Origin of the sequence: Aeromonas sobria, from assembly GCF_000820145.1 — a bacterium.
Taxonomy (GTDB): domain Bacteria; phylum Pseudomonadota; class Gammaproteobacteria; order Enterobacterales; family Aeromonadaceae; genus Aeromonas; species Aeromonas sobria.
In genome coordinates, this window is record NZ_CDBW01000045.1 from 1 (window position 1) to 20002 (window position 20002).

At 60.0% G+C, this 20002-nt stretch carries 19 protein-coding genes and 3 tRNA genes; 6 read left to right on the forward strand and 16 right to left on the reverse strand.

Features of this window, described 5'->3' with window-relative positions; genetic code table 11:
- Nucleotides 1-27: 27 nt before the first annotated feature.
- From BN1135_RS19525 to rsmC, 6 genes are all read right to left on the reverse strand, one after another.
- Nucleotides 28-113 (reverse strand) — tRNA-Leu (locus BN1135_RS19525).
- Between the two features lie 44 nt (nt 114-157).
- Nucleotides 158-243 (reverse strand) — tRNA-Leu (locus BN1135_RS19530).
- Between the two features lie 53 nt (nt 244-296).
- Nucleotides 297-382: transfer RNA gene (locus BN1135_RS19535), tRNA-Leu, on the reverse strand.
- 135 nt (nt 383-517) lie between these two features.
- On the reverse strand, nt 518-1978 hold the full coding sequence (gene glgA, locus BN1135_RS19540) for a glycogen synthase GlgA (protein ID WP_042024102.1): 1461 nt from the start codon (nt 1976-1978) through the stop codon (nt 518-520).
- Nucleotides 1968-3185, reverse strand: coding sequence for a glucose-1-phosphate adenylyltransferase (glgC, locus tag BN1135_RS19545; protein WP_042024104.1), 1218 nt, complete (start codon nt 3183-3185; stop codon nt 1968-1970). The genes glgA and glgC overlap by 11 nt, the downstream gene beginning before the upstream one ends.
- A 150-nt stretch (nt 3186-3335) precedes the next feature.
- Nucleotides 3336-4364, reverse strand: a complete 1029-nt coding sequence (gene rsmC, locus BN1135_RS19550; protein ID WP_042024106.1) for a 16S rRNA (guanine(1207)-N(2))-methyltransferase RsmC — start codon at nt 4362-4364, stop codon at nt 3336-3338.
- Between the two features lie 280 nt (nt 4365-4644).
- Here rsmC and dapA point away from each other — a divergent pair, with 280 nt between their 5' ends.
- Complete coding sequence (gene dapA, locus BN1135_RS19555; protein ID WP_042024108.1) at nt 4645-5517, forward strand: 4-hydroxy-tetrahydrodipicolinate synthase; 873 nt, start codon at nt 4645-4647, stop codon at nt 5515-5517.
- 70 nt (nt 5518-5587) lie between these two features.
- Here dapA and BN1135_RS19560 read toward each other — a convergent pair whose 3' ends face one another.
- Nucleotides 5588-6556, reverse strand: coding sequence for a CYTH domain-containing protein (locus tag BN1135_RS19560; protein ID WP_042024110.1), 969 nt, complete (start codon nt 6554-6556; stop codon nt 5588-5590).
- Between the two features lie 168 nt (nt 6557-6724).
- On the opposite strand from BN1135_RS19560, the gene BN1135_RS19565 reads away from it, so the two are divergent.
- Together BN1135_RS19565 and BN1135_RS19570 are read left to right on the forward strand one after the other, a co-directional pair.
- Nucleotides 6725-7405, forward strand: a complete 681-nt coding sequence (locus BN1135_RS19565; protein WP_042024112.1) for a TIGR00153 family protein — start codon at nt 6725-6727, stop codon at nt 7403-7405.
- Between the two features lie 26 nt (nt 7406-7431).
- The gene (locus tag BN1135_RS19570; RefSeq protein ID WP_042024113.1) at nt 7432-8697 is read left to right on the forward strand and encodes an inorganic phosphate transporter; all 1266 of its coding nucleotides are present in this window, start codon (nt 7432-7434) and stop codon (nt 8695-8697) included.
- 92 nt (nt 8698-8789) lie between these two features.
- Here BN1135_RS19570 and BN1135_RS19575 read toward each other — a convergent pair whose 3' ends face one another.
- Together BN1135_RS19575 and metB are read right to left on the reverse strand one after the other, a co-directional pair.
- Nucleotides 8790-11240, reverse strand: a complete 2451-nt coding sequence (locus tag BN1135_RS19575) for a bifunctional aspartate kinase/homoserine dehydrogenase II (protein ID WP_042024115.1) — start codon at nt 11238-11240, stop codon at nt 8790-8792.
- Nucleotides 11240-12412 carry a cystathionine gamma-synthase gene (gene metB, locus BN1135_RS19580; protein WP_042024117.1) on the reverse strand — a complete coding sequence of 391 codons (1173 nt, stop codon included), beginning with the start codon at nt 12410-12412 and terminating at the stop codon, nt 11240-11242. The genes BN1135_RS19575 and metB overlap by 1 nt, the downstream gene beginning before the upstream one ends.
- A gap of 295 nt (nt 12413-12707) precedes the next feature.
- Here metB and metJ point away from each other — a divergent pair, with 295 nt between their 5' ends.
- Complete coding sequence (gene metJ, locus BN1135_RS19585) at nt 12708-13031, forward strand: met regulon transcriptional regulator MetJ (protein WP_042024118.1); 324 nt, start codon at nt 12708-12710, stop codon at nt 13029-13031.
- 75 nt (nt 13032-13106) lie between these two features.
- On the opposite strand, the gene BN1135_RS19590 is transcribed toward metJ, so the two are convergent.
- On the reverse strand, nt 13107-14378 hold the full coding sequence (locus tag BN1135_RS19590) for an aromatic amino acid transport family protein (protein ID WP_042024119.1): 1272 nt from the start codon (nt 14376-14378) through the stop codon (nt 13107-13109).
- A gap of 123 nt (nt 14379-14501) precedes the next feature.
- Between BN1135_RS19590 and BN1135_RS22280 the strand changes: the two genes are divergently transcribed.
- The gene (locus BN1135_RS22280) at nt 14502-14786 is read left to right on the forward strand and encodes a hypothetical protein (RefSeq protein WP_098972019.1); all 285 of its coding nucleotides are present in this window, start codon (nt 14502-14504) and stop codon (nt 14784-14786) included.
- A 29-nt stretch (nt 14787-14815) separates the two neighbouring features.
- On the opposite strand, the gene cysQ is transcribed toward BN1135_RS22280, so the two are convergent.
- Both cysQ and nudE read right to left on the reverse strand, forming a co-directional pair.
- Nucleotides 14816-15607, reverse strand: coding sequence for a 3'(2'),5'-bisphosphate nucleotidase CysQ (gene cysQ / locus BN1135_RS19595; protein ID WP_042024120.1), 792 nt, complete (start codon nt 15605-15607; stop codon nt 14816-14818).
- 37 nt (nt 15608-15644) lie between these two features.
- On the reverse strand, nt 15645-16253 hold the full coding sequence (nudE, locus tag BN1135_RS19600) for an ADP compounds hydrolase NudE (protein WP_042024122.1): 609 nt from the start codon (nt 16251-16253) through the stop codon (nt 15645-15647).
- Nucleotides 16254-16400: 147 nt separating this feature from the next.
- Here nudE and yrfG point away from each other — a divergent pair, with 147 nt between their 5' ends.
- The gene (yrfG, locus tag BN1135_RS19605) at nt 16401-17081 is read left to right on the forward strand and encodes a GMP/IMP nucleotidase (protein WP_042024125.1); all 681 of its coding nucleotides are present in this window, start codon (nt 16401-16403) and stop codon (nt 17079-17081) included.
- 69 nt (nt 17082-17150) lie between these two features.
- Here yrfG and BN1135_RS19610 read toward each other — a convergent pair whose 3' ends face one another.
- The 4 genes from BN1135_RS19610 to BN1135_RS19625 form a co-directional block, all read right to left on the reverse strand.
- Complete coding sequence (locus BN1135_RS19610; protein WP_042024127.1) at nt 17151-17363, reverse strand: hypothetical protein; 213 nt, start codon at nt 17361-17363, stop codon at nt 17151-17153.
- A 177-nt stretch (nt 17364-17540) separates the two neighbouring features.
- A complete protein-coding gene (locus tag BN1135_RS19615; RefSeq protein ID WP_042024130.1) occupies nt 17541-17879 on the reverse strand; it encodes a DUF1294 domain-containing protein in 339 nt (112 codons plus the stop codon).
- Nucleotides 17876-18466, reverse strand: coding sequence for a sugar O-acetyltransferase (locus BN1135_RS19620; protein WP_042024132.1), 591 nt, complete (start codon nt 18464-18466; stop codon nt 17876-17878). Before BN1135_RS19620 ends, BN1135_RS19615 begins: the two co-directional genes overlap by 4 nt.
- 86 nt (nt 18467-18552) lie before the next feature.
- Nucleotides 18553-19815, reverse strand: coding sequence for an MgtC/SapB family protein (locus BN1135_RS19625; protein WP_042024133.1), 1263 nt, complete (start codon nt 19813-19815; stop codon nt 18553-18555).
- Between the last annotated feature and the right edge of the window lie 187 nt (nt 19816-20002).

Here is a 20002-nt window from a genome sequence, read left to right on the forward strand (position 1 = left end):
GAGATAAGAGGCAGGACTGGAGAAGCATGGTGCGAAGAGAGGGACTCGAACCCTCACATCCGTGGGACACTAACACCTGAAGCTAGCGCGTCTACCAATTCCGCCACCTTCGCACATTGTGTTACCAGTTTAGATTTACATGCTATCTGGAGAAGCATGGTGCGAAGAGAGGGACTCGAACCCTCACACCCGGGGGGCACTAACACCTGAAGCTAGCGCGTCTACCAATTCCGCCACCTTCGCACATTCGGGCTTTCTAGTTGGATTTACATGCTGCTGAATCAGCATGGCAGTATTGGTGCGAAGAGAGGGACTCGAACCCTCACATCCGTGGGACACTAACACCTGAAGCTAGCGCGTCTACCAATTCCGCCACCTTCGCATCACTGCGGAGGGGGATTCTATAGAGTTTTGGGGGAGCGTCAACAAGCAAAAGGTACTTTTTTCGCTGTTGACGCTCAAAGTGGAGCCAAGGGTACAAAACTTCAGCAATTAGCTTGGGTTGGTGACTCGCAGATTAGCTGTGCCCCATTGCGCCATGATACATCTGCTCGTACTGGGTGATGGAGTCAGGCCAGTTGAAGCGGGTGTTCATAGCGTTGTGCAGCACCTTGGCAAATTGTGTCTTGTCTTGCAGAAAATAGAGCAGACTGCGGCGCATGGTATCGAGCAGGATAGCGGCGGTCGGATCATTGAAGCAAAAGCCGGTGGCATGTTCCGGGTCCGCATCCCAATCCACCACGGTATCTTTCAGACCACCCACGGCACGCACCAGTGGCAGGGTGCCATAGGCGAGGCTGTACATCTGGTTGAGGCCGCAAGGCTCGAACAGCGAGGGCATCAGGAAGAAGTCGGCACCGGCTTCCACCAGATGAGCCAGGCGATCATCATAGGTATTGATGAAGGCGAGCTTGCCTGGGTACTGCTGGGCCATGGTTTGCAGTTGTGTGGCGAGCGCAGGATCGCCAGAGCCTACGATCACCACTTGCACCTGATGGTGGAGGAATTTCTCCAGCGCAGGGAGCAGCAGGGGGACACCCTTCTGCTCGGTCAGGCGGCACACCATGCCGTAGATAGGCAGGTCTGCAACGGGCAATCCCGCTTCCTGCTGCAGATGCTGTTTGCAGATCTGTTTGCCTGCCATGTTGTCGATGCTGTAAGTGGCGGGCAGGAACGCGTCAAACTCCGGATCCCAATCTTTGTAGTCGCAGCCGTTGAGGATGCCGCACAGGTCATCCCTACGTTGCTGAAAAATGCTCGCCATACCGTGGGCGCCAAGGTGAGTCAGCAGCTCCTGGGCATAGTTGGGGCTGACCGCATTGATCTTGTCGGCGTAGAGCACCCCGCATTTAAGCAGGTTGACGTGGCCGTAGTCATAGTTGATGCGGCGTTCGTAATCGGCAATTTCGGGCATGGCCCAGAACTGCTCGCGGCCGAACACCCCTTGAAACGCCGCGTTGTGAATGCTGATCACGCTGCGAGTTTGCTGGAAGAAAGGGTTGTTGGCATGGCGGGTTTTCAGCAGCAAGGGTAGCAGCCCGGTGTGCCAGTCGTTGCAGTGGGCGATATCCGGTGCGAAGCCGAGCTGCTCGCAGGCATGGAGGGCAGCCGCCGAGAAGAAGGCAAAACGCTCGCCGTTATCCGGATAGGCTTGATTGTTCTCGGCATAGAGCTGGGGACGATCGAAATATTGCGGGCAGTCGAGTAGATAAACGCAGACGCCATCCAGCTCCATCTGGTAGATGCGATAGCCGATATCCGGCAGGCCCGGATGGGTGGGTAACCAGCGTGACGCTACCAGTTTGGCCTCATCCCGTCGCTTAATCGTCTTGTAGAAGGGCAGCATGATCCTGACATCATGCCCCTTCTGGACCAGGTACATAGGCAAGGCTTTGGCAACATCTGCCAGGCCCCCGGTCTTGACCAGCCCCTCAACTTCCGAGGCAACAAACAGGATTTTCAGTGGGTTAATAGCCAACTCTTGCTCCCTTAGGTACCACCACGATACCGCCTTCTGATACGGTAAATCGCTCTCTATCATGGTCGAGATTTTCACCGATAACGGTGCCGGGCGCAATTTCAACGTTTTTGTCGATGATCGTCCGCCGGATGGAGCACCCTTCACCAATCTTCACATCCCCCAGCAGCACGGATTCACTTATGTGGCTGCACGCGCCGATATTGCAGCGAAAACCGAGAATGGATCGCTGGATTTGGCTGCCCTGAATGAAGCAACCGGCGGAGATCAGGGAGTTGGCAATATTGACCTTGCACACGTCGCTGTCGATAAAGGTCGCTGGCGGCAGTGCCGGATAGTGGGTGTGCAGTGGCCACTTGCGGTTATAGAGGGAGAAGGGGGGGTTGTCAGCCACCAAGTCCATGTGAGCCAGCCAGTAGGAGTCCAGAGTGCCCACATCCCGCCAGTACACACTCGGCTTTTCACCCGGGATGACGTTGGTGCTGTAGTCGTAAACATAGACGGGGGCGCGCGGGTAGAGGCTCGGGATCACATCCTTGCCAAAGTCGTGGCTGGAGCTATCTTCGGCAGCATCCCGTTTCAATTCACGGCAAAGGGCGTCAGTCTCGAAGATGTAGTTACCCATGGAGACCAGCGCCTGGGTCGGATCGCCGGGGATATGCTTGGGATGCTTGGGTTTTTCCTGAAAACCGATCATCCGCCCTTCGGTATCCACCTCGATCACGCCGAATGAACTCGCCTCTTCGATGGGCATGCGCAGAGCGGCCACTGTCATGGCGGCGCTCTTTTGTTTGTGGAAGGTGACCATCTGGCTCACATCCATCTTGTAGATGTGGTCGGAGCCGAAGATGCAGACATGATCCGGTTCGGCCCGCTCGATAAAGCCGAGGTTCTGGTAGATGGCATCGGCGGTGCCGTCATACCAGCGTTTACCCATCCGCATCTGGGCCGGAATGGGGTCGATAAAGCGGTCAGTGATGCCGACGATATTCCAGCCCTTCTTCATGTGCAGATAGAGGGACTGGGATTTGAATTGGGTCAGGACATAGATGCGTAGAAAGTCGGCGTTGACGAAGTTGTTGAGGACGAAATCGATCAGCCGGTAACTGCCGCCGAAGGGGACGGAAGGCTTGCTGCGGGTAGTGGTGAGAGGCTGCAGACGAGTACCTTCGCCGCCAGCCAGGATCATGGTCAAGATACCTGCCATCGTATTAATCTCCCTGCATGAACACTATGAAAAGGTTTTCAATGTTCGGTATAAAAACACCCCTTAAGGGGTGTTTTTATTGTCCTTTTAGTACCTTACCAGATACCGGATGGCGCTCTCTAGCTGTTTTCTTGTACTGCTTGCACTTATTTACACTTTGCTCATATAGACCTTGAACTTGGTATCGCTGCTGATCACTTCTGTCCGTTTGAAATGTGTTTCCAGTATAGGCAGGTAGCGCAAGAAGGCGTTGGCAACAATGGTCAGCGAGCCATTTGGCAGCAAAAATTCCGGCGCCTTGGCGAGGAAGGTTTCGGTCGCTGCATAGAAGGTCTTGAGGCCCGCATGGAATGGCGGGTTGGAGACGATGTGCTGGAAACGGGTGGAGACATCGGAATAGACATCGGAAGGGGTGACCTTGCCCTGCAGACCATTGATCGCCAGGGTGCGGCGGCTCGACTCCAGCGCCAGCGCGCTGATATCCACCATGTTGACCAGCAGATCTGGATTGCGCTTGGCCAGCACAGATCCAATTACCCCTGCGCCACAGCCGAAATCGAGCAGTTCGCCCTTCATCGGCGGCACTGCGGCCAGCAGCATCTGGGTGCCGAGATCCAGTTCGGCGGCGCTGAAGACGCCGGGCAGGGCCAGCACGGTCAGCTCGGTATCGCCGGCCTTGCACTGGTAGCGGCCAAACCAGCTATCCAGCTCGAACGGGGCAACCGGCTTGCAGAGCTCGCCGTGATAGAGGGAGCAGCGGCGGGCCGAGTCACGTTTTATCGGCTTCTCGCCATAAGGTGCCAGCAGCTTGTCGGCGCCATTGATGCCGCCACGGTTGTCACCGGCCAGGAACAGGTCGGCACCCGCCTCCAGCAAGGGGGTCATCATGGCCAGCAGATATTGCGCCTCGGCCTTGGCCTTGGGCATCAGCAGCAGCAGCGCATCGAAGCGGGGGGCGCCATCGAGCTGGTGGTCGAACAGGATGGCGTCACCCAGGGCGGTCTGTTGGCTGCGGTAATAGCAGTAATCCGTGGTAAAGACGGTCAGGGTCTCGGCTAGAGTGGCCAGCTGGCGCGGGTAGTCATCCTCCAGCGCGCCGCAGACAAGTAGCCGCTTGCCGACAAAGAGGGCTTGGTTTCGTTCCAGCATCTGGCTGACGGCACTGATAGGGCTGCTCATCGGGTCTCTCCACTCAATTTTGGGCGGCCATTATACATAGCCCCTTTCGCCTTGACATTTATGCTGTGTTCCCGAAATATGCCCAGACACCATTTTTTGACCAGAGATGACGAAATGCGGTTCAACGGGTTGAAACGAAAGCACAAAAAAAGCCTGACATTCGGGCCTGCCGACGTTCGCGCGTAACCTCTCATTTCTGAGAAGCTTCAAACCCCGGTTGCGCACATCGTACCGGGGTTTTTTATTGCCATATGCGGGTCATTCAGGAGAAGGAAATTCCATGTTTCAAGGTTCTATTGTTGCGTTGATCACCCCGTTTCGACAGGGAAAGCTGGATGAAGAGGCGCTGTTGCGTCTGGTGGAGTGGCATATCGAGCAGGGTACCCACGGCATAGTGCCGGTGGGCACCACGGGGGAGAGCCCGACCCTGACCCACGACGAACACTGTAAAGTGGTCGAACTGGTGGTCAAACAGGTGGCGGGGCGCGTTCCGGTGATCGCCGGGGCGGGTTCCAATAATCCGGTCGAAGCCATCGAGTACACCCTCCATGCCGAACGGGTCGGTGCCGATGCCACCTTGCATGTGGCCGGATACTACAACCGCCCCAATCAGGAGGGGCTCTACCACCACTTCAAGGCCGTCCACGACGCCACCGCCAAGCCGATCATCGTCTACAACATTCCGCCGCGTGCCATCGTCGATGTGCAGCCCGCGACCCTGGCCCGTCTGGCCGAACTGCCGCGCATTGCCGGGGTCAAGGATGCTACCGGCGATCTGGCCCGTCCCTGGACCGAGCGCCAGCTGATCAACAAGCCCTTCGCCTGGCTCTCTGGTGAAGATGCCACTGCCGTGGCTTACAACATCGGTGGCGGTCAGGGTTGTATTTCAGTGACTGCCAACGTGGCCCCCAAGCTGGTGGCAGAGGTGCAGAACCTCACGCTGGCGGGCAAGTGGCAAGCAGCGCGTGAGCTGCAAGACCAGCTCATTCCGCTCCATCAGGCGATGTTTGCCGAGCCGAGCCCAGCCGGTGCCAAATATGCCGCTTCCCTGCTCGGTTTTTGCAGCGAGGAGTGCCGCCTGCCGGTGATGCCGCTGTCGGAAGCGACCCGCGAGCGTATTCGCAGCGCCATGCAGCAGCTCAACCTGCTGTAATACAAAACGGGTGAGCCAAGGCTCACCCGTTTTGTTTCTGGTGTTGTCCCACTGAGGCCGCTCGTGCCGGTTAGGCGGCGCTATGCAGCCAGGCGGCGATGGCCAGCTGTAACTCGACATACGCCGGATAGAGGAAGAGATCGGCTAATTCGGCAGGCCACTTGTCATGCTCGTTCGGCCTGATTTGCAGATGTGCTTGCAGGCTGGTCAGGGCTGGCAGCCAGGGCGCTGGTTGCGGCAGCCTGGCCGCACTGCGGGTGACCAGAGCGATCCCCTGACACAGGGCATCGAACGCCTGTCGCTGCACAGCCTCATCCTGTGGGTGTTCCAGCCAGAGCTGCTCGTGATGCTGCCAGTGGCGAAGCCCTTCGCTTACCCCCGTTATGCTATCTATATCTTCACTCGCTACCAGCGCCTGCAGGGCCAGCGGTTTGCCAAGGCCTGCCAGTCGATAGCCGCGCTGGGCCTTGGATTGGGCGCCGAGCCGCAGCCCGCCCAGCTTGGCAAGATGCTGCGCCAGTGCAAACAGCGCCGCGGTGTCACCGGATTTGAGCTCAAGTTCCAGCTCGTTGATGGTGGTGCTGCCCTGGCTACCGACTATCTCTCCCTGATCCCAGGCCAGTTCTATCTCGGCCCCCTCGAAGGCGATCAACCAGTGGCGCCGCAGGAAGTCGGTACGAAACTGGGCGACCAGCTGTTGCTGGATGTGGTCGCGCTCGGGCAGGGTCGGCCAGATCTCATCGGGAAAGGCCGAGAGGGTCGGCAGATCGCCGCTGACGGGGGTGTTGTATTCGGGTCTGGCGTGCAGGCCGCCCACTATCTGACCGCGACACTTGATGGTCTGTTCGGCAAAGCTATCGCAGCGGCGGATCCGCAACCCCATATCCAGCTGGCGCAAGGCGAGGGTTGGCGTATCGAAATAGACGTTGCCGAGCTGTTGTTGGGAGGATTCCTTAATTTCAAGAGAATTCAGCAGGTTGGATAACCCTGCTTGAATGTCGCAGGCGACAAAAAACTTTATCTCGATCTCGATTTGCATAGTTATTCCGGGCTGGCAGGTAACTTTGAGGGGCGGGATTCGGGTCGCGAGGATATAATGCCGCGAGGCGACTAGATTAATTCGCGGTTTAATTGAGTGCGCAGTTCGGTTACCATGCGCGCCTCATAAAATCGTATCGAGTGTTTTTTCACCGACACAGGTTTGACCATGCCAGTAAATACTATTTTGGGGCTTTTTGCCAAGTCCCCCATCAAGCCGTTGCAGAAGCATATCGTCAAGGTTCACCAGTGCTCCCAGCAGTTGGTCCCTTTCTTTGACGCCGTTGCGGAAGACCGTTGGGATGATGCCGAGAAGATCCGGCAGCAGATTGCCCAGTTGGAAAAAGAGGCGGATATCCTCAAGCGTGAAATCCGTCTGAAACTGCCTCGCGGCCTGTTCCTGCCGGTCGCGCGTACCGACCTGCTGGAGCTGTTGACCCAGCAAGACAAGATTGCCAACCGTGCCAAGGATATCTCCGGCCGCATGCTTGGTCGTCGCATGGAGTTCCCTGCTGAAATGCGGGTTGATTTCATGGCCTATCTCAAACGTTGTATTGATGCGACCGCTCAGGCCGAGAAAGCGATCGGGGAGCTCGACGAGCTGCTCGAGACCGGCTTCAAGGGACGGGAAGTGGAAATGGTTGCCGAGATGATCCACCAGCTGGATCTGATCGAGGACGATACAGACACCATGCAGATCGGACTGCGCCAACAGCTGCAAGCGGTTGAGCACAATTACAATCCGATTGATGTGATGTTCCTCTACAAGATCCTCGAATGGGTAGGTGACCTGGCAGATCAGGCCGAGCGTGTAGGCGCCCGTCTGGAACTGATGCTGGCTCGTTCGTAATCGACTGACTGGGTAAAACACTACTAATGGACATTATCGCGAATTACGGCACCACACTGGTGCTCGTGGCGGCCTTGTTCGGCTTTTTGATGGCCTGGGGCATTGGTGCAAACGACGTTGCCAATGCCATGGGCACATCGGTCGGCACCAAATCCCTGACTATCCGTCAGGCCATCATCATTGCCATGATCTTCGAGTTTGCCGGTGCTTATCTGGCGGGCGGTGAAGTGACCGCAACCATCCGCAATGGCATCATTGATACCAATGCATTTGCCGATACACCGGACCTACTGGTACTCGGCATGATCGCCTCCTTGCTGGCTGCTGGTGCCTGGTTGATCCTGGCCTCCTACTTCGGCTGGCCGGTCTCTACCACTCACTCCATCATCGGCGCCATCGTCGGTTTTGCGGTGGTGAGCATTGGTCCGGAAGCGGTGCAGTGGAGCAAGTTTGGCGGCATCGTCGGCTCCTGGATCATCACTCCGGCTATCTCCGGTGTGATCGCCTACTTCATGTTTATCAGCGTGCAGAAGCTTATCTTCAACACCGATGATCCGCTGGCTAACGCCAAGCGCTATGTGCCGTTTTACATGTTCCTGACGGCGCTGGTGATCTGTCTGGTGACCATCAAGAAAGGGCTGACCCACGTTGGTCTGCACTTGAGTGATGGCGAGGGCATTCTGCTCTCTGTGGCTATCTCTATTGCGTTGGCGATTGCCGGTTTCTTCTATATCCGCGGTCAGAAGTACAACCCGCAGGATGACAGCAAGATGCACTTCGCCAACGTGGAGAAGGTATTCGGTATCCTGATGGTGATCACCGCTTGTGCCATGGCCTTTGCCCACGGCTCCAACGATGTGGCCAACGCCATTGGCCCGCTCTCTGCCGTGGCTTCTATCGTGGCCTCCGGCGGTGAAATTTCCAGTCAGGCGTCTATCGCCTGGTGGATCCTGCCGCTTGGCGGTATCGGTATCGTGATCGGTCTGGCGACCATGGGTGAGAAGGTGATGGCGACGGTCGGTACCGGCATCACCCACCTGACCCCGAGCCGTGGCTTCGCTGCCCAGCTGGCGACCGCTGCGACCGTGGTGATTGCTTCTGGTACCGGTCTGCCCATCTCCACCACCCAGACCCTGGTGGGTGCTGTGATGGGTGTCGGTCTGGCGCGCGGGATTGCGGCGTTGAATCTGGGGGTGCTGCGCAATATCGTCGTCTCCTGGATCATCACCCTGCCTGCCGGTGCCATTCTGGCCATTGCTATCTTCTACGTGCTGCAGGCCTGCTTCTCTTAATCGAAGCGGCATTCAGCAAAAAGCCCGAGTCATCGACTCGGGCTTTTTTTATTGTGCGAGGGAGCTGAGTTGCTCCCTTTGCATTCTCTGCATTAGAGGCTGGCGCAGATCTGCCACAGGTCGTACTGGATTGCCGCAGCGGTCACTTCCCGACCCGCCCCCGGCCCTTGAATCACCAGCGGGTTGCTGCGGTAGCTGTCGCTCTCGATGGCAAAGATGTTGTCGCACGGCAGCAGGTTGGCAAACGGGTGGTGCGGTTCCAGCGTCTCCAGTCCAACCCGTGCCTTGCCGTTACGCTCGAAGCGGGCTACGTAACGCAGCGCCTTGCCAAGGCGCTTGGCTCCCTCAAAGGCGGTCTGAATCGGGCCATCCAGCTCCTTGAGCCGATCCATGAATTGATCCGCGCTGACTTTGCGCAGGGTGACGGGCACCAGATTTTCCAGTGTGATATCGGCCGAATCGAGCTCAAAGCCGGCCTCCCGCGCCAGAATGAGCAGCTTGCGCCGCACATCCTGACCGGAGAGATCTTCGCGGGGATCCGGCTCGGTCAAACCGTGCTGCCACGCTTCGTCCACCAGCTCGGAGAAGGGACGAGTGCCGTCATACTGCTGGAACAGCCAGGAGAGGGTGCCGGAGAAGATGCCGGAGACCCCCTGAATACGGTCGCCGCTCTGACGCAGCATCTGGATGCTGGACTGGATCGGCAGCCCGGCCCCCACGGTGGCGTTATAGCGCCACTGCACCTGATGGTCACTGCAGGTCTGTTTGATGCGCTGGTAGAACTCGCTGTCGGCGGCACCGGCAAACTTGTTGGCTGCGATGATGTGGATACCGAGTTGGGCAAAATCCGGATAGTAGCGGCTCACGGTTTCGCTGGCGGTCATGTCCAGCGCGATCAGCGTATCGAAGCTGTGCTGCTCCAGTTGGGAGAGCAACTCCGGCCAGATCAGCGGTTTGCCATCGACACTGTTTTGTACCTTGCGGGGATCCAGCCCCTCTTCATCCAGCAGGCCACCTTCCGAGCTGAACACCCCGTAGAGGGTGAGCGCCAGATTGAGTTCATGTTCGAGCCGGGCTTTTTCGCGGCTATAGAGGGTGAGCCAGTGGCCGCCGATATTGCCTTTGCCGAACACCACCAGTCCGACCCGGGTCGGGCGGCTGAACAGGGCGCTGTGCAGAGCGATTAGCAGCGGCTCCAGCACCACCTGACGCAGCACGGCCACCAGACTCAAGCCATCTCTGGCCACCTGGACGAACTCCAGCGGCTGATCTGCCAGCAGCTGATAGAAGCGATGGCACTGCTCGGCGTTGTCGGTGACTCCGGCCCCTACCAGCGCCACCAGACTGAATCCCTCTTTCTGGATCAGGCCAGTGAAGCTGCCCTGCAACTGGAAGTCCCGCAGGATCTCGAAGGCACCCTGTGCGACTTCAAGGGTGTAGGCCAGACGCAGTACCCGCCGATCCGGCTGGCGCTGCAGGGTGAGCGGGTTGAGGCGGTGGCGGGCCAGATGGGCCTCGATGGTGGCGACCGTCTGCTCAAAGTTGGCCTGTGGCAGCACTTTGAGCTCAATCAGGGCGATCTGATCCACCGAGGAGACGATGCGGGCACCACCGGAGCGCGGCGCGCGGCGCAGAATATGGGTACAGCCCTCATCCGGGTTGTAGCTGCAACGCAGGGTGAGGCGCTGGCGGCTGTCGGCGACCGGCTGCAGGGTGCGAGAGTGCAGTACTGAGGAGCCAAGGCGGGCCAGCTCGTTGGCCTCGGCCAGGCTGAGGCGCTCCAGCAGGCGCGCCTCTTTGACCCGGCGGGGGTCGGCGCTGTAGACGCCAGCCACGTCGCTCCAGATGGTGGTCGATTCACCGTCCGCCAGCAGCGCCAGCAGGCTGGCGCTGTAGTCGGAGCCGTTGCGGCCGAGCAGCAGGGAGCGCCCCTCCATGTCGGCGGCGATAAAGCCGGTCACCACGATGCGGCCGGCATGTTCCGCCAGTCGCGCCTTGAGCAGTTCGCTGGAGAGGGCGGTATCCACCTTGACCAGGGCGCCATCCTCGGCGCGCAGGAAGCTGCGGGCATCGAGCCAGGCAGCCTTGTCACCGCGACTGGTGAGCAGGGCCGCCAGCAGGCGCGCCGACCACACCTCGCCAAAGGCGAGCAGACCGTTGCGGGCGAAGCGATCAAACTGCCCCTCCAGGGTCTTAGCGATCTGTTGCACGTCGCTGGCGAGCTGAGCGCTGAGGTCGCGCTGCAACTCCCCTTCCAGCAGGCCATCGATCAGACTCTGTTGATAGGCTTGCAGGGCCGAGATGGATTCACCGGCGGCTTCGTCACCGGTATCCGCCAGTTCCCCCAGCTGGATCAGCCGGTTGGTGGTCTTGCCCGCGGCGGAGACCACGATCAGCTCGTCACCTCCGGTCTGTTGTTCAATGATGCTGGCAACCCGACGATAGCAGACCGGGTCCGCCAAACTGCTGCCACCAAACTTGTGGACGTGACGTCGCTTCAAACCTGCCTCTGTCACCGCGATCTCTCCTTGTTGCTGTTCCATTACTTCGCTACCTGTTCTGCCTGCTGCGCCTGTTCAAAAGCCTGAGCCAGATCGGCCACCAGGTCTTCACCGTGTTCAATACCGACCGACAAGCGCAGCAGCTGGGCGCTGATGCCTGCTGCCTGCTGCGCCGCCGGGGTCATGGCCCTGTGGGTCATGCTGGCCGGATGGGCCACCAGACTCTCCACCCCGCCGAGGGACTCGGCCACCGAGAAGAGGGTGAGGGCCGCGAGGAAGGTGCGAATGCCCGCCTCGCTGCAATCGAGTTCAAAACTTAACATGGCGCCGAAGCCGGACTGTTGACGGCGCGCAATATCGTGGCCGGGATGGCTTGGCAGGCTGGGGTGATAGATGCGTTTCACCAGCGGCTGCTGTTGCAGGAAGGCGAGGATGCGATCGGTGTTCTCCTGATGGCTGCGCAATCTGGGGGCCAGGGTGCGCAGGCCACGCAGGGTGAGGTAGGAGTCGAACGCCCCGGAGGTGAGCCCCAGACAGTTGGCCCACCACACCAGCGACTCGGCCAGTGCGGCCTCTTTGGCAATCGCGACCCCGCCCACCACGTCGGAGTGGCCGTTGATGTACTTGGTGGTGGAGTGCACCACTACGTCGGCACCGAGTGCCAGCGGCTGTTGCAGCAGGGGGGAGAGGAAGGTGTTGTCCACCACCACCTGGGCACCCACCTCGTGGGCGGCGTTGGCGATGGCGCTGATATCCACCACCCGCAGCAGCGGGTTGGAGGGGGTCTCGACCCATACCAGTGCAGGCTTTTGCGCCAGTGCGGCGGCCAGTGCGGCCTCGTCACCCTGATCGACAAACTGCACCCGGTAGTGGCCCTTGGCCGCCAGATATTCGAACAGCCGCCAGGTGCCTCCGTAGCAGTCGTGGGGGGCGATCAGCAGATCCCCCGCCTTGAGCAGGGCGGTAGTGACCAGATGGATGGCGCCCATGCCGGTGCCGGTGACCACGGCACCGGCGCCCCCTTCCAGCGCCGCCAGCGCGTCCGCCAGATTGCTGCGGGTCGGATTGCCGGATCGGGCATAATCATATTGACGGGGCTCGCCAAAGTCGGCAAAGGTGTAGTTGCTGGAGAGGTAGATGGGGGGCACCACGGCACCGTGTTGCGTGTCAGTCTCGATCCCGGTGCGAACCGCCAGGGTGGCCTTATGACTCATGTCGCTCTCCTTGGCTTTGTGACTTGGCGATTGATCCGGCTCGATTTCCGATGCAGCCTAGCGTCAGGGGGGCCTTGTGGGTCATGTCACTCTCTCCTTGAACTGTCTCTGGGCGATGGCTGCTTTGCCTGCGCCACGGCGATCCTGCCATTGCTGGCCTATGGTGAACCACCTTACGCCAGCACAAAAAAGCCGTCAACACTTCCAGACGTCTAAATGGCTTTGCTGTTGGATTGCCATTAATTTCCTTAAGGGTTAAAATCCGCGCTCACGGCTAAATGAGAACAGGTGAGTCATGGGAACAGAGTGGAACGGCGACTACGTCAGCCCTTATGCGGAACACGGTAAGAAGAGCGAACAGGTCAAGAAGATTACCGTCTCGATCCCGCTCAAGGTGTTGAAAGTGCTGACCGATGAGCGCACCCGTCGTCAGGTGAACAACCTGCGTCATGCGACCAACAGCGAGCTGCTCTGTGAAGCCTTCCTGCACGCTTTCACCGGCCAGCCGCTCCCTTGCGACGAAGACTTGCGCAAGGATCATCCGGACAGTGTCCCCGCCGAAGCGCGCGCCATCATGGAAGCGCTGGGCAAAGAGATCGAAGATTTCGATCAAGAGTAAGCGATTTGCAATGCACAAGAGGCGACCCCTGGGTCGCCTCTTGTCGTTTCTGCGGCCCCGTTTACGGGGCAGTGGTTATTTCAGCAGGCTGAAGATCAGCGCCGATACCGCCAGCGAACCGGTCAGCAGGATAAAGCCGTTGGTCCAGCCGTGACGGAAGCGGGCCAGCGCCTCTACCTTGTAGATGGCAATCACCGGCATGATGAACAGGATCATGGCGATGACCGGGCCGGAGAGGGTCTCCATCAGCCCCAGAATGCCCGGATTGATCACGGCGGCGCCCCAAATAGCGAAGAACATCAGGGCGATGCCCAGCTTGTCCGCCTTGGCCAGCGGCAGGCCGGTGGGCTTGGCGATCAGGCTTTTGAGGCTTTCGCGGGCCCCGAGGAAGTGGCCGAGGAAGGAGGAGCTGATGGCGATAAAGGCGATAAGCGGCCCCAGAGTCACGATCACCGGGTTGTCGGTGATGTTGGCGAGATAGGAGAGCACCGAGACGTTCTGGGCCTTGGCTTCAGCCAGCTGGGCTGGCGAGAGGCTCAGCACGCAGGAGAAGACGAAGAACAGCACGAAGCCCACCAGCATAACTGTGGTGTTGCGCAGGATCTGGCCGCTCTTGGCTTCCGCCTGCTCGCCATATTCACGGCGCTGCACGTTGGCAAAGCCGGAGATGGCGGCGGCGTGGCTGAAGGCGAACACGGTCACCGGCAGCGCCAGCCAGACGGTGTTGAGGAAGCTGACACCTTCAAACTCGGTCATTTCCGGCCACTGCCACTGGGGAATGAGGTAGCAGGAGAGCGCCGCCAGAATGGCCGCCAGCGGATAGACCATAAAGGCGAAGGCGCGCAGCATCGCTTTCTCCCCCGCCAGCATCACGGCGATCATGGCGAACACCAGCACACCGGAGAGCATCACCCGATCCGGGGTTGCCATGCCGAGCTGGTTGACCATGAAGCTCTCCACCGTGTTGGTCAGCCCGACCCCGTAGATGAGCAGGATCGGGAAGATGGAGAGGAAGTAGAGCGCCGAGATGAGGCGACCGGCCATCTTGCCGAAATGCTCTTCCGCCACTTCGGTGAAGTCGGCGTGGGGGCGCGAAGAGGAGAGCACGAAGCGCGCCAGCCCGCGGTGGGCGAGGAAGGTCATGGGGCCCGCCAGTACCGCGACGATCGCGAGGGGCCAGATCCCGCCCAGACCCAGATTGATGGGCAGGAACAGGATGCCCGCGCCAACCGCGGTGCCAAACAGACTGATGACCCAGTGGGTGTCGTGACGGCGCCAGCGGGTGATGCTGGCAGTGGTGGAGCAGGAACCGGATAGCTCCTTGGTAGCCTCTACAGATAAACTCATTACTAATTCACTTTTTGTTAGTGTTTTAATCTGAGTTTATTGTGGTTTATCGGGATTTAATTCTCAAAAAGCTGGGCTGAAACATATCACTGCCATTACTGGCTTTAGCCAGTGAGATTGGGAATGGAATCTGGATCCCGGAATGCAACAAAACTGACATCGTTCTATTTTGTGAAATATAAAACCAAAATTTCATTCCTACTCATTTTTTTATTTTGGCCAATGGCGTATTTTCAGGATTACATGAAAAATCGTACCATTTCTCACCGCCTGATTGTGATGTTTCACTGTCATTTCGCTGTTTTGCCAGCGTATCACGCTGTTCAAGGCGGCCTTAGCCAGCGGATCACACCGACCATCACCCTGGGCTACTCCCCTGAAAAATCAGGCGGCCATCGGGCCGCCTGATTGTCTGGTGTGGTGACGTCGTCCTCTACCTAGTGGGCCAGAATGCTGCCCCAGGCGAGATCCGGATCCCCCATCACGATAAAGTCCGGGTTCTCCAGCGACTCGGTCTCGTTGTAGCTAAGTGGCTGCAACGCCAGGCTGAGGATGCGGCCACCGGCCGCCTCGACGATGCATTGGGCGGCGGCGGTGTCCCACTCGCCGGTGGGGCCGAGCCGCACGTAGCAATCGGCAGCCCCTTCCGCCACCAGACAGGATTTGAGGGAGCTGGAGCCGAGCGGGATCAGCTCGTAGTTGATGGCCGGGTTGAGGCGGCGGGTGAGGTTCTCCAGCTTCTGGCGGCGGCTGATAGCCACCACCAGCGAGTCGGGCTGGTCATGCTCGTGGTGCATGGCGCTGATGGGCAGTATCTCGCCATTCACCTCCTTGAAGGCGCCGTAGCCGCGCACCGCCCAGTAGAGCACGTCAGACTCGGGGGCATAGATGACCCCGAGCACCGGCACGTTGTCCCGCACCAGGGCGATCAGGGTGGCGAAATCGCCGCTGCCGTCGAGGGGATCCACCAGCCAGTACTGCCGCCAGTTGGCACGCTGACTGAAGGGCACATCGGCCGCCTCTTCGGTCAGCACCGGCACATGGGGGGTGAGCGCCGACAGCGCCTGCTTGAGGTAGGCATCGGCAGCAAGATCGGCACTGGTGACCGGGGTCGCATCCTCCTTCAGCTGACGCTCGAACTGACCGCCGTGATAGATGTCGTGAAGGATCCTTCCGGCTTCGCGGGCAATCTGCTTGACCCCCGGCACCCAGGCCAACAACTCCTGCATCTCGTTATCCTCTGTCTATTAACTGCCCGTCTGCGGGCTACTCTGCCTGCTCCGCCAGCCACTTTTGGGCCAAGAGCAGGGCACTGATGCTGCGCGACTCGGTGAAGTCGGGTCGTGCCAGCAATTCGTCAATCCGGTTGAGGGGCCAGGGGATCACCTCGAGGGGCTCCGGCTCGTCGCCGATCCGCTGCTCGGGGAAGAGGTCCCGCGCCAGCAGGATATCCATCCGGCTGGAGAAGTAACCGGGCGCCAGTGACACCTGCTTGAGCAGGGTCAGGTTGTTGGCACCAAAGCCCGCCTCCTCCATCAGTTCCCGGTTGCCCGCCTCGAAGGCATCTTCGCCCGGGTCGATCAACCCCTTGGGAAAGCCCAGCTCGTAGGAGTGGGTGCCCGCGGCGTATTCGCGCACCAGCAGCAGGGTGTGGGCGTCGAACAGCGGTACCACCATGACGGCGCCCCGGTTGCCGCCGCGCATCCGCTCGTAAACCCGCTCTTCGCCGTTGGAGAATTTGAGGTGCAGGGACTCCACCTTGAACAGTCGGCTCTCGGCTACTATTTCGGCCTTGAGGATCTCCGGTTTGCACTTGGGATGATCCAGTTGGTCGGCAGAGATTTGCTCGGGTTTGCTCTTGTGGGGGTCGCTCATCGGACGCTGGCTGCTCGTTAAAAAATAGTGCTTCAAGAGTAAACGACTCTCACACCGAACACCACGGGCCAGGGAGGGCAAAGGGGGAGGAAAAATCCGCTATACTGCCGCTCCATTTCTTCCGCGACACCGAGATCAAGAGACCCGATGCCACACTCCCGCTCCACTACCTTGCCCTGGCACCAGATAGATACCGTCTTGCTCGATATGGATGGCACCCTGATCGATCTGCATTTTGACAACCACCTCTGGCAGCAGCTGGTGCCGGAGCGTTACGCCGAGCGGCTCGGGCTGCCACTGGATGAGGCAAAGGCGCAGATCGAGGTGCACTATCAGGCGGTCAACGGCACCCTCAACTGGTACTGCGTGGATTACTGGAGCGAGACGCTGGGGCTCGATATTCGCGCCCTCAAGCAGGAGCTGCTGGCGAAGATCCAGTGGCGTCCTCACGCCATCCCCTTTCTGGCCGAACTGCGTGCCGCGGGCAAGCAGCTGGTGCTCTTCACCAATGCCCACCCCGCCAGCCTGTCGGTGAAGGATGCGCAGCTTGGCCTTGCCGACCATCTGGATTTGATGGTGAGCACCCACGAGCTGGGCTGGTCGAAAGAGAGCCAGCTCTGCTGGCAGGCACTGGCGGAGCGACTGGCGTTCGATCCGGCCCGCACCCTGTTTGTGGATGACAGCGAGCGGATCCTGCGAGCCGCCGCCGACTATGGCATCGGCTATCAGCTGGCGATCCAGAATCCGGATAGCTGCAAGCCCGAGCAGAGTATCACCGCTTTCCCGGCGATCCGCGACTATGCCGAGTTGCTGCCGCTGGTAATCTGAATCAGTTCAAACAAGAGAGGGCTGCATCATGCAGCCCTCTCTCTTTATCTGAAGCCTGATGACGAAAAATCACAGTTCCCGAAACGGGCGCCGCTTCTCCTCTTCGATGACGATCGCCTCCAGATTGGCGACCCGCTCCTGCAGCTCCCGAATGACCAGATCCTGCTTGCCGAGGCGGTCAGTGATGCGGGAATCCCCCATCTGGTAGCGTGCCCGCTTGCCGAGATATCCGAACAATACGCTGATAAATACGATCAGGACTATGCCTGTCCACATGGTCATGTCACGACTCCTTGTCGTTATCAATATGGTCGTCATAAACGGCGACAACGCTGATGGATCAGCTCTGTTTTCTCATAGTCGCCAATTGGCCGCAATGGGGCCCGTTTCGCCTTTGTGATGCAGTTGGCTATTGCTGCCAGAGCGCGCGGCCAAGCCACAATCTTGTTACCCGGGTGGCTATTGCTGCCAGAGCGGGCGGCCAAGCCAGAGCGCCCACAGGGTCAGGTGCAACAGCACGATAAACCAGAACACCAGCCGGTAGCTGCGCTTCTGGGTCTTGTGGCGCAGCCACTGGCGGGCCACCAAGGCTCCCGGCCAGCCGCCGCACAGCTCCAGCAGATGAAGGCGGGATTCGGGAATGCGCCACTCACCGCGCACCGCCTGCCGCTTGTCCCAGGCGTAGGCGGCCACCGTGAGCAGACTCATGGTCAGCAGTATCCCCAGCGGCCACCACTGCTGGCCGTTGAGGCCGAGCCAGAGGGCGGCGCCCAGTGGCAGCAGTGCCAGCGCCATCATTGGGCCAGCTCCCAGCAGCGCTCCTCATCCTGCTTGAGGGTGCGGATCACCTTGGCCGGATTGCCCACCGCCACCGAGTCGGCCGGGATGTCGCGGGTGACCACGGCGCCCGCGCCAATGATGGATCGCGGCCCTATGGTGACGCCGGGGCAGATGATGGCGCCGCCGCCAATCCAGCAGTCGTCACCGATCCGCACCGGCTTGTTGTAGGCGGTCCAGTTGCGTCGCTCCAGATAGTTCATGGTGTGGGTGGCGGTGTAGATCTGCACGTTGGGGGCCAGCAGCACATGGCTGCCGATGTGCACTTCACCCACATCGAGAATGGTGACGTTGAAGTTGAAGAAGGTCTTCTCGCCGATATGGATGTTGCGGCCAAACTCGCAGGTAAACGGCGTGCTGATCCAGCAGGAGTCGGGGCAGTGGCCGAACAGCTCGCGGCAGATCTGCTGGCGCAGAGGGCCATCGCCCGCAGATGACCCATTGAGTTGGGCCAGCAGCGCCTGACCGCGGATCCGGTCGTTGGCTATCTCCTCGCTCTTGCTATCCAGTGCCCCACCTGCCAGTACCTTGTCCCAGTCGCTCGCCATTGCTACCTCCTCATGCTGCAAGAGCGGGCAGTATACGTGACAGTCAGGGGGGGCGTCAGTCTGTCACTTGTTGCAGATGACCCCCGTCAACCTGCAGGCCAGATAAGGGGCAGGATCAGCAGGGCCGAGACGAAGTAGGGGAGCAGCACCCGCAGCCCGAGACTGCGACCGCCGATGCCAAGTGCCAGCAACCCCTTCACCAGCGAGTTGACCAGCCCGGCCAGCAGAATGCCGCGAGCGGCCACCTCCAGTGCCAGCTCCTTGTGGGAGAGCTGGGAGAGGGAGAGGGTGATGGCGTCCACGTCGGTGATCCCCGACACCAGCGCCAGCAGATAGACCCCGGAGTTGCCCACCTTGTCTTGCAGCAGGGTGGCCATAAAGCCGATCAGTGCCAGCAGCAGGCCAAACTTGATGGCGGTTGGCAGGTCGAGGGGGTTGTTGGTTTCCGGTTTTACCGGGCCGTCGGTCAGCTCTTCGCGTTGGCGCCAGAACCAGAAGGCAAAGCCGTAGACGGTGGCTGCCAGCAGCAGCAGAGGGGCGGCGAGGCGCATCGCCAACTCGCTGTGGATGAGCAACACCAGCACCAGCAGTCGCAACCACATGGTGGCTCCCGCCAGCAGGATGCCGGTAGCCAGCAGCCGCTCCAGCCCCCCTTGTTCCTTGTTGAGGCGGGCGAACTGCAGGGTGAGGGCGGTGGAGGAGGCCAGTCCTGCCAGTATGCTGGTGAGCACCAGTCCGGCACGGGTGCCGAGCAGCCGCACTGCAAAGTGGCCGCAAAACGAGATGCCGGCGATCACCACCACCATTAGCCAGATCTTGAAGGGGTTGAAGGCATCAAGCGGCCCCATCTCTTCGTTGGGCAGCACCGGCAGCAGCACCAGCGAGATAAGCAGAAAGCGCAGGGTGGCGTGGAACTCGGTTTCGCTGAGAAACAGCATCCCCTGCTGGATCTTGCCCTTGAGCCCCATCAGCAGGGCGGCCAGCACGGCGCAGGCCACCGCCTCGCTCGGGCTGAGCAGCACCGACATCAGACCGAGCAGGTAGGTGAGCAGCATGGCCACCGAGCTGGTGAGGCCAAACTCCCCCTGCCAGCGCTGGGCCAGCCAGACCGAGAGGCCGCAGCCGATCACCACCGCCAGCAGGCCGAGCAGCGGTAGCCAGGGGCCCAGAGTAGGTAGCAGCAAACCGCACACCCCGCCGAGCAGGCCGATGAGGCCGTAGGTGCGCATCCCGGCGATGCGCTGGTTATCCCCCAGCTGGCGCACCTGCCAGCCCCGCTCCAGCCCGATGATAAGGCCGATGGCCAGCGAGACCAGGGCGCCATTGACGGGTTCTGCATTGATCCACATAACGACTTCCTTTTCGTCATCTGTCTGCCTTGTTCCCATGATGGCACAGGGTTCAAGGTGGCAGAGGGGCATGGCTCACAGAGTCTGCGTCCGGGGCTTTGTGTCAATGGGCATAGCGGCTCGATATGAACAAAAGAGATAAGCAAAGAGCTATTTCTTTCTTCTCGGCATAACAACTCCACGGCAT

Bases quoted from the DNA above. Each gene is read 5' to 3' on its own strand.
- glgC (WP_042024104.1), bottom strand. From the start codon at position 3,185: ATGGCAGGTATCTTGACCATGATCCTGGCTGGCGGCGAAGGTACTCGT.
- rsmC (WP_042024106.1), bottom strand. From the start codon at position 4,364: ATGAGCAGCCCTATCAGTGCCGTCAGCCAGATGCTGGAACGAAACCAA.
- dapA (WP_042024108.1), top strand. From the start codon at position 4,645: ATGTTTCAAGGTTCTATTGTTGCGTTGATCACCCCGTTTCGACAGGGA.
- BN1135_RS19560 (WP_042024110.1), bottom strand. From the start codon at position 6,556: ATGCAAATCGAGATCGAGATAAAGTTTTTTGTCGCCTGCGACATTCAA.
- BN1135_RS19565 (WP_042024112.1), top strand. From the start codon at position 6,725: ATGCCAGTAAATACTATTTTGGGGCTTTTTGCCAAGTCCCCCATCAAG.
- BN1135_RS19570 (WP_042024113.1), top strand. From the start codon at position 7,432: ATGGACATTATCGCGAATTACGGCACCACACTGGTGCTCGTGGCGGCC.
- BN1135_RS19575 (WP_042024115.1), bottom strand. From the start codon at position 11,240: ATGGAACAGCAACAAGGAGAGATCGCGGTGACAGAGGCAGGTTTGAAG.
- metB (WP_042024117.1), bottom strand. From the start codon at position 12,412: ATGAGTCATAAGGCCACCCTGGCGGTTCGCACCGGGATCGAGACTGAC.
- metJ (WP_042024118.1), top strand. From the start codon at position 12,708: ATGGGAACAGAGTGGAACGGCGACTACGTCAGCCCTTATGCGGAACAC.
- BN1135_RS19590 (WP_042024119.1), bottom strand. From the start codon at position 14,378: ATGAGTTTATCTGTAGAGGCTACCAAGGAGCTATCCGGTTCCTGCTCC.
- BN1135_RS22280 (WP_098972019.1), top strand. From the start codon at position 14,502: ATGGAATCTGGATCCCGGAATGCAACAAAACTGACATCGTTCTATTTT.
- cysQ (WP_042024120.1), bottom strand. From the start codon at position 15,607: ATGCAGGAGTTGTTGGCCTGGGTGCCGGGGGTCAAGCAGATTGCCCGC.
- nudE (WP_042024122.1), bottom strand. From the start codon at position 16,253: ATGAGCGACCCCCACAAGAGCAAACCCGAGCAAATCTCTGCCGACCAA.
- yrfG (WP_042024125.1), top strand. From the start codon at position 16,401: ATGCCACACTCCCGCTCCACTACCTTGCCCTGGCACCAGATAGATACC.
- BN1135_RS19610 (WP_042024127.1), bottom strand. From the start codon at position 17,363: ATGACCATGTGGACAGGCATAGTCCTGATCGTATTTATCAGCGTATTG.
- BN1135_RS19615 (WP_042024130.1), bottom strand. From the start codon at position 17,879: ATGATGGCGCTGGCACTGCTGCCACTGGGCGCCGCCCTCTGGCTCGGC.
- BN1135_RS19620 (WP_042024132.1), bottom strand. From the start codon at position 18,466: ATGGCGAGCGACTGGGACAAGGTACTGGCAGGTGGGGCACTGGATAGC.
- BN1135_RS19625 (WP_042024133.1), bottom strand. From the start codon at position 19,815: ATGTGGATCAATGCAGAACCCGTCAATGGCGCCCTGGTCTCGCTGGCC.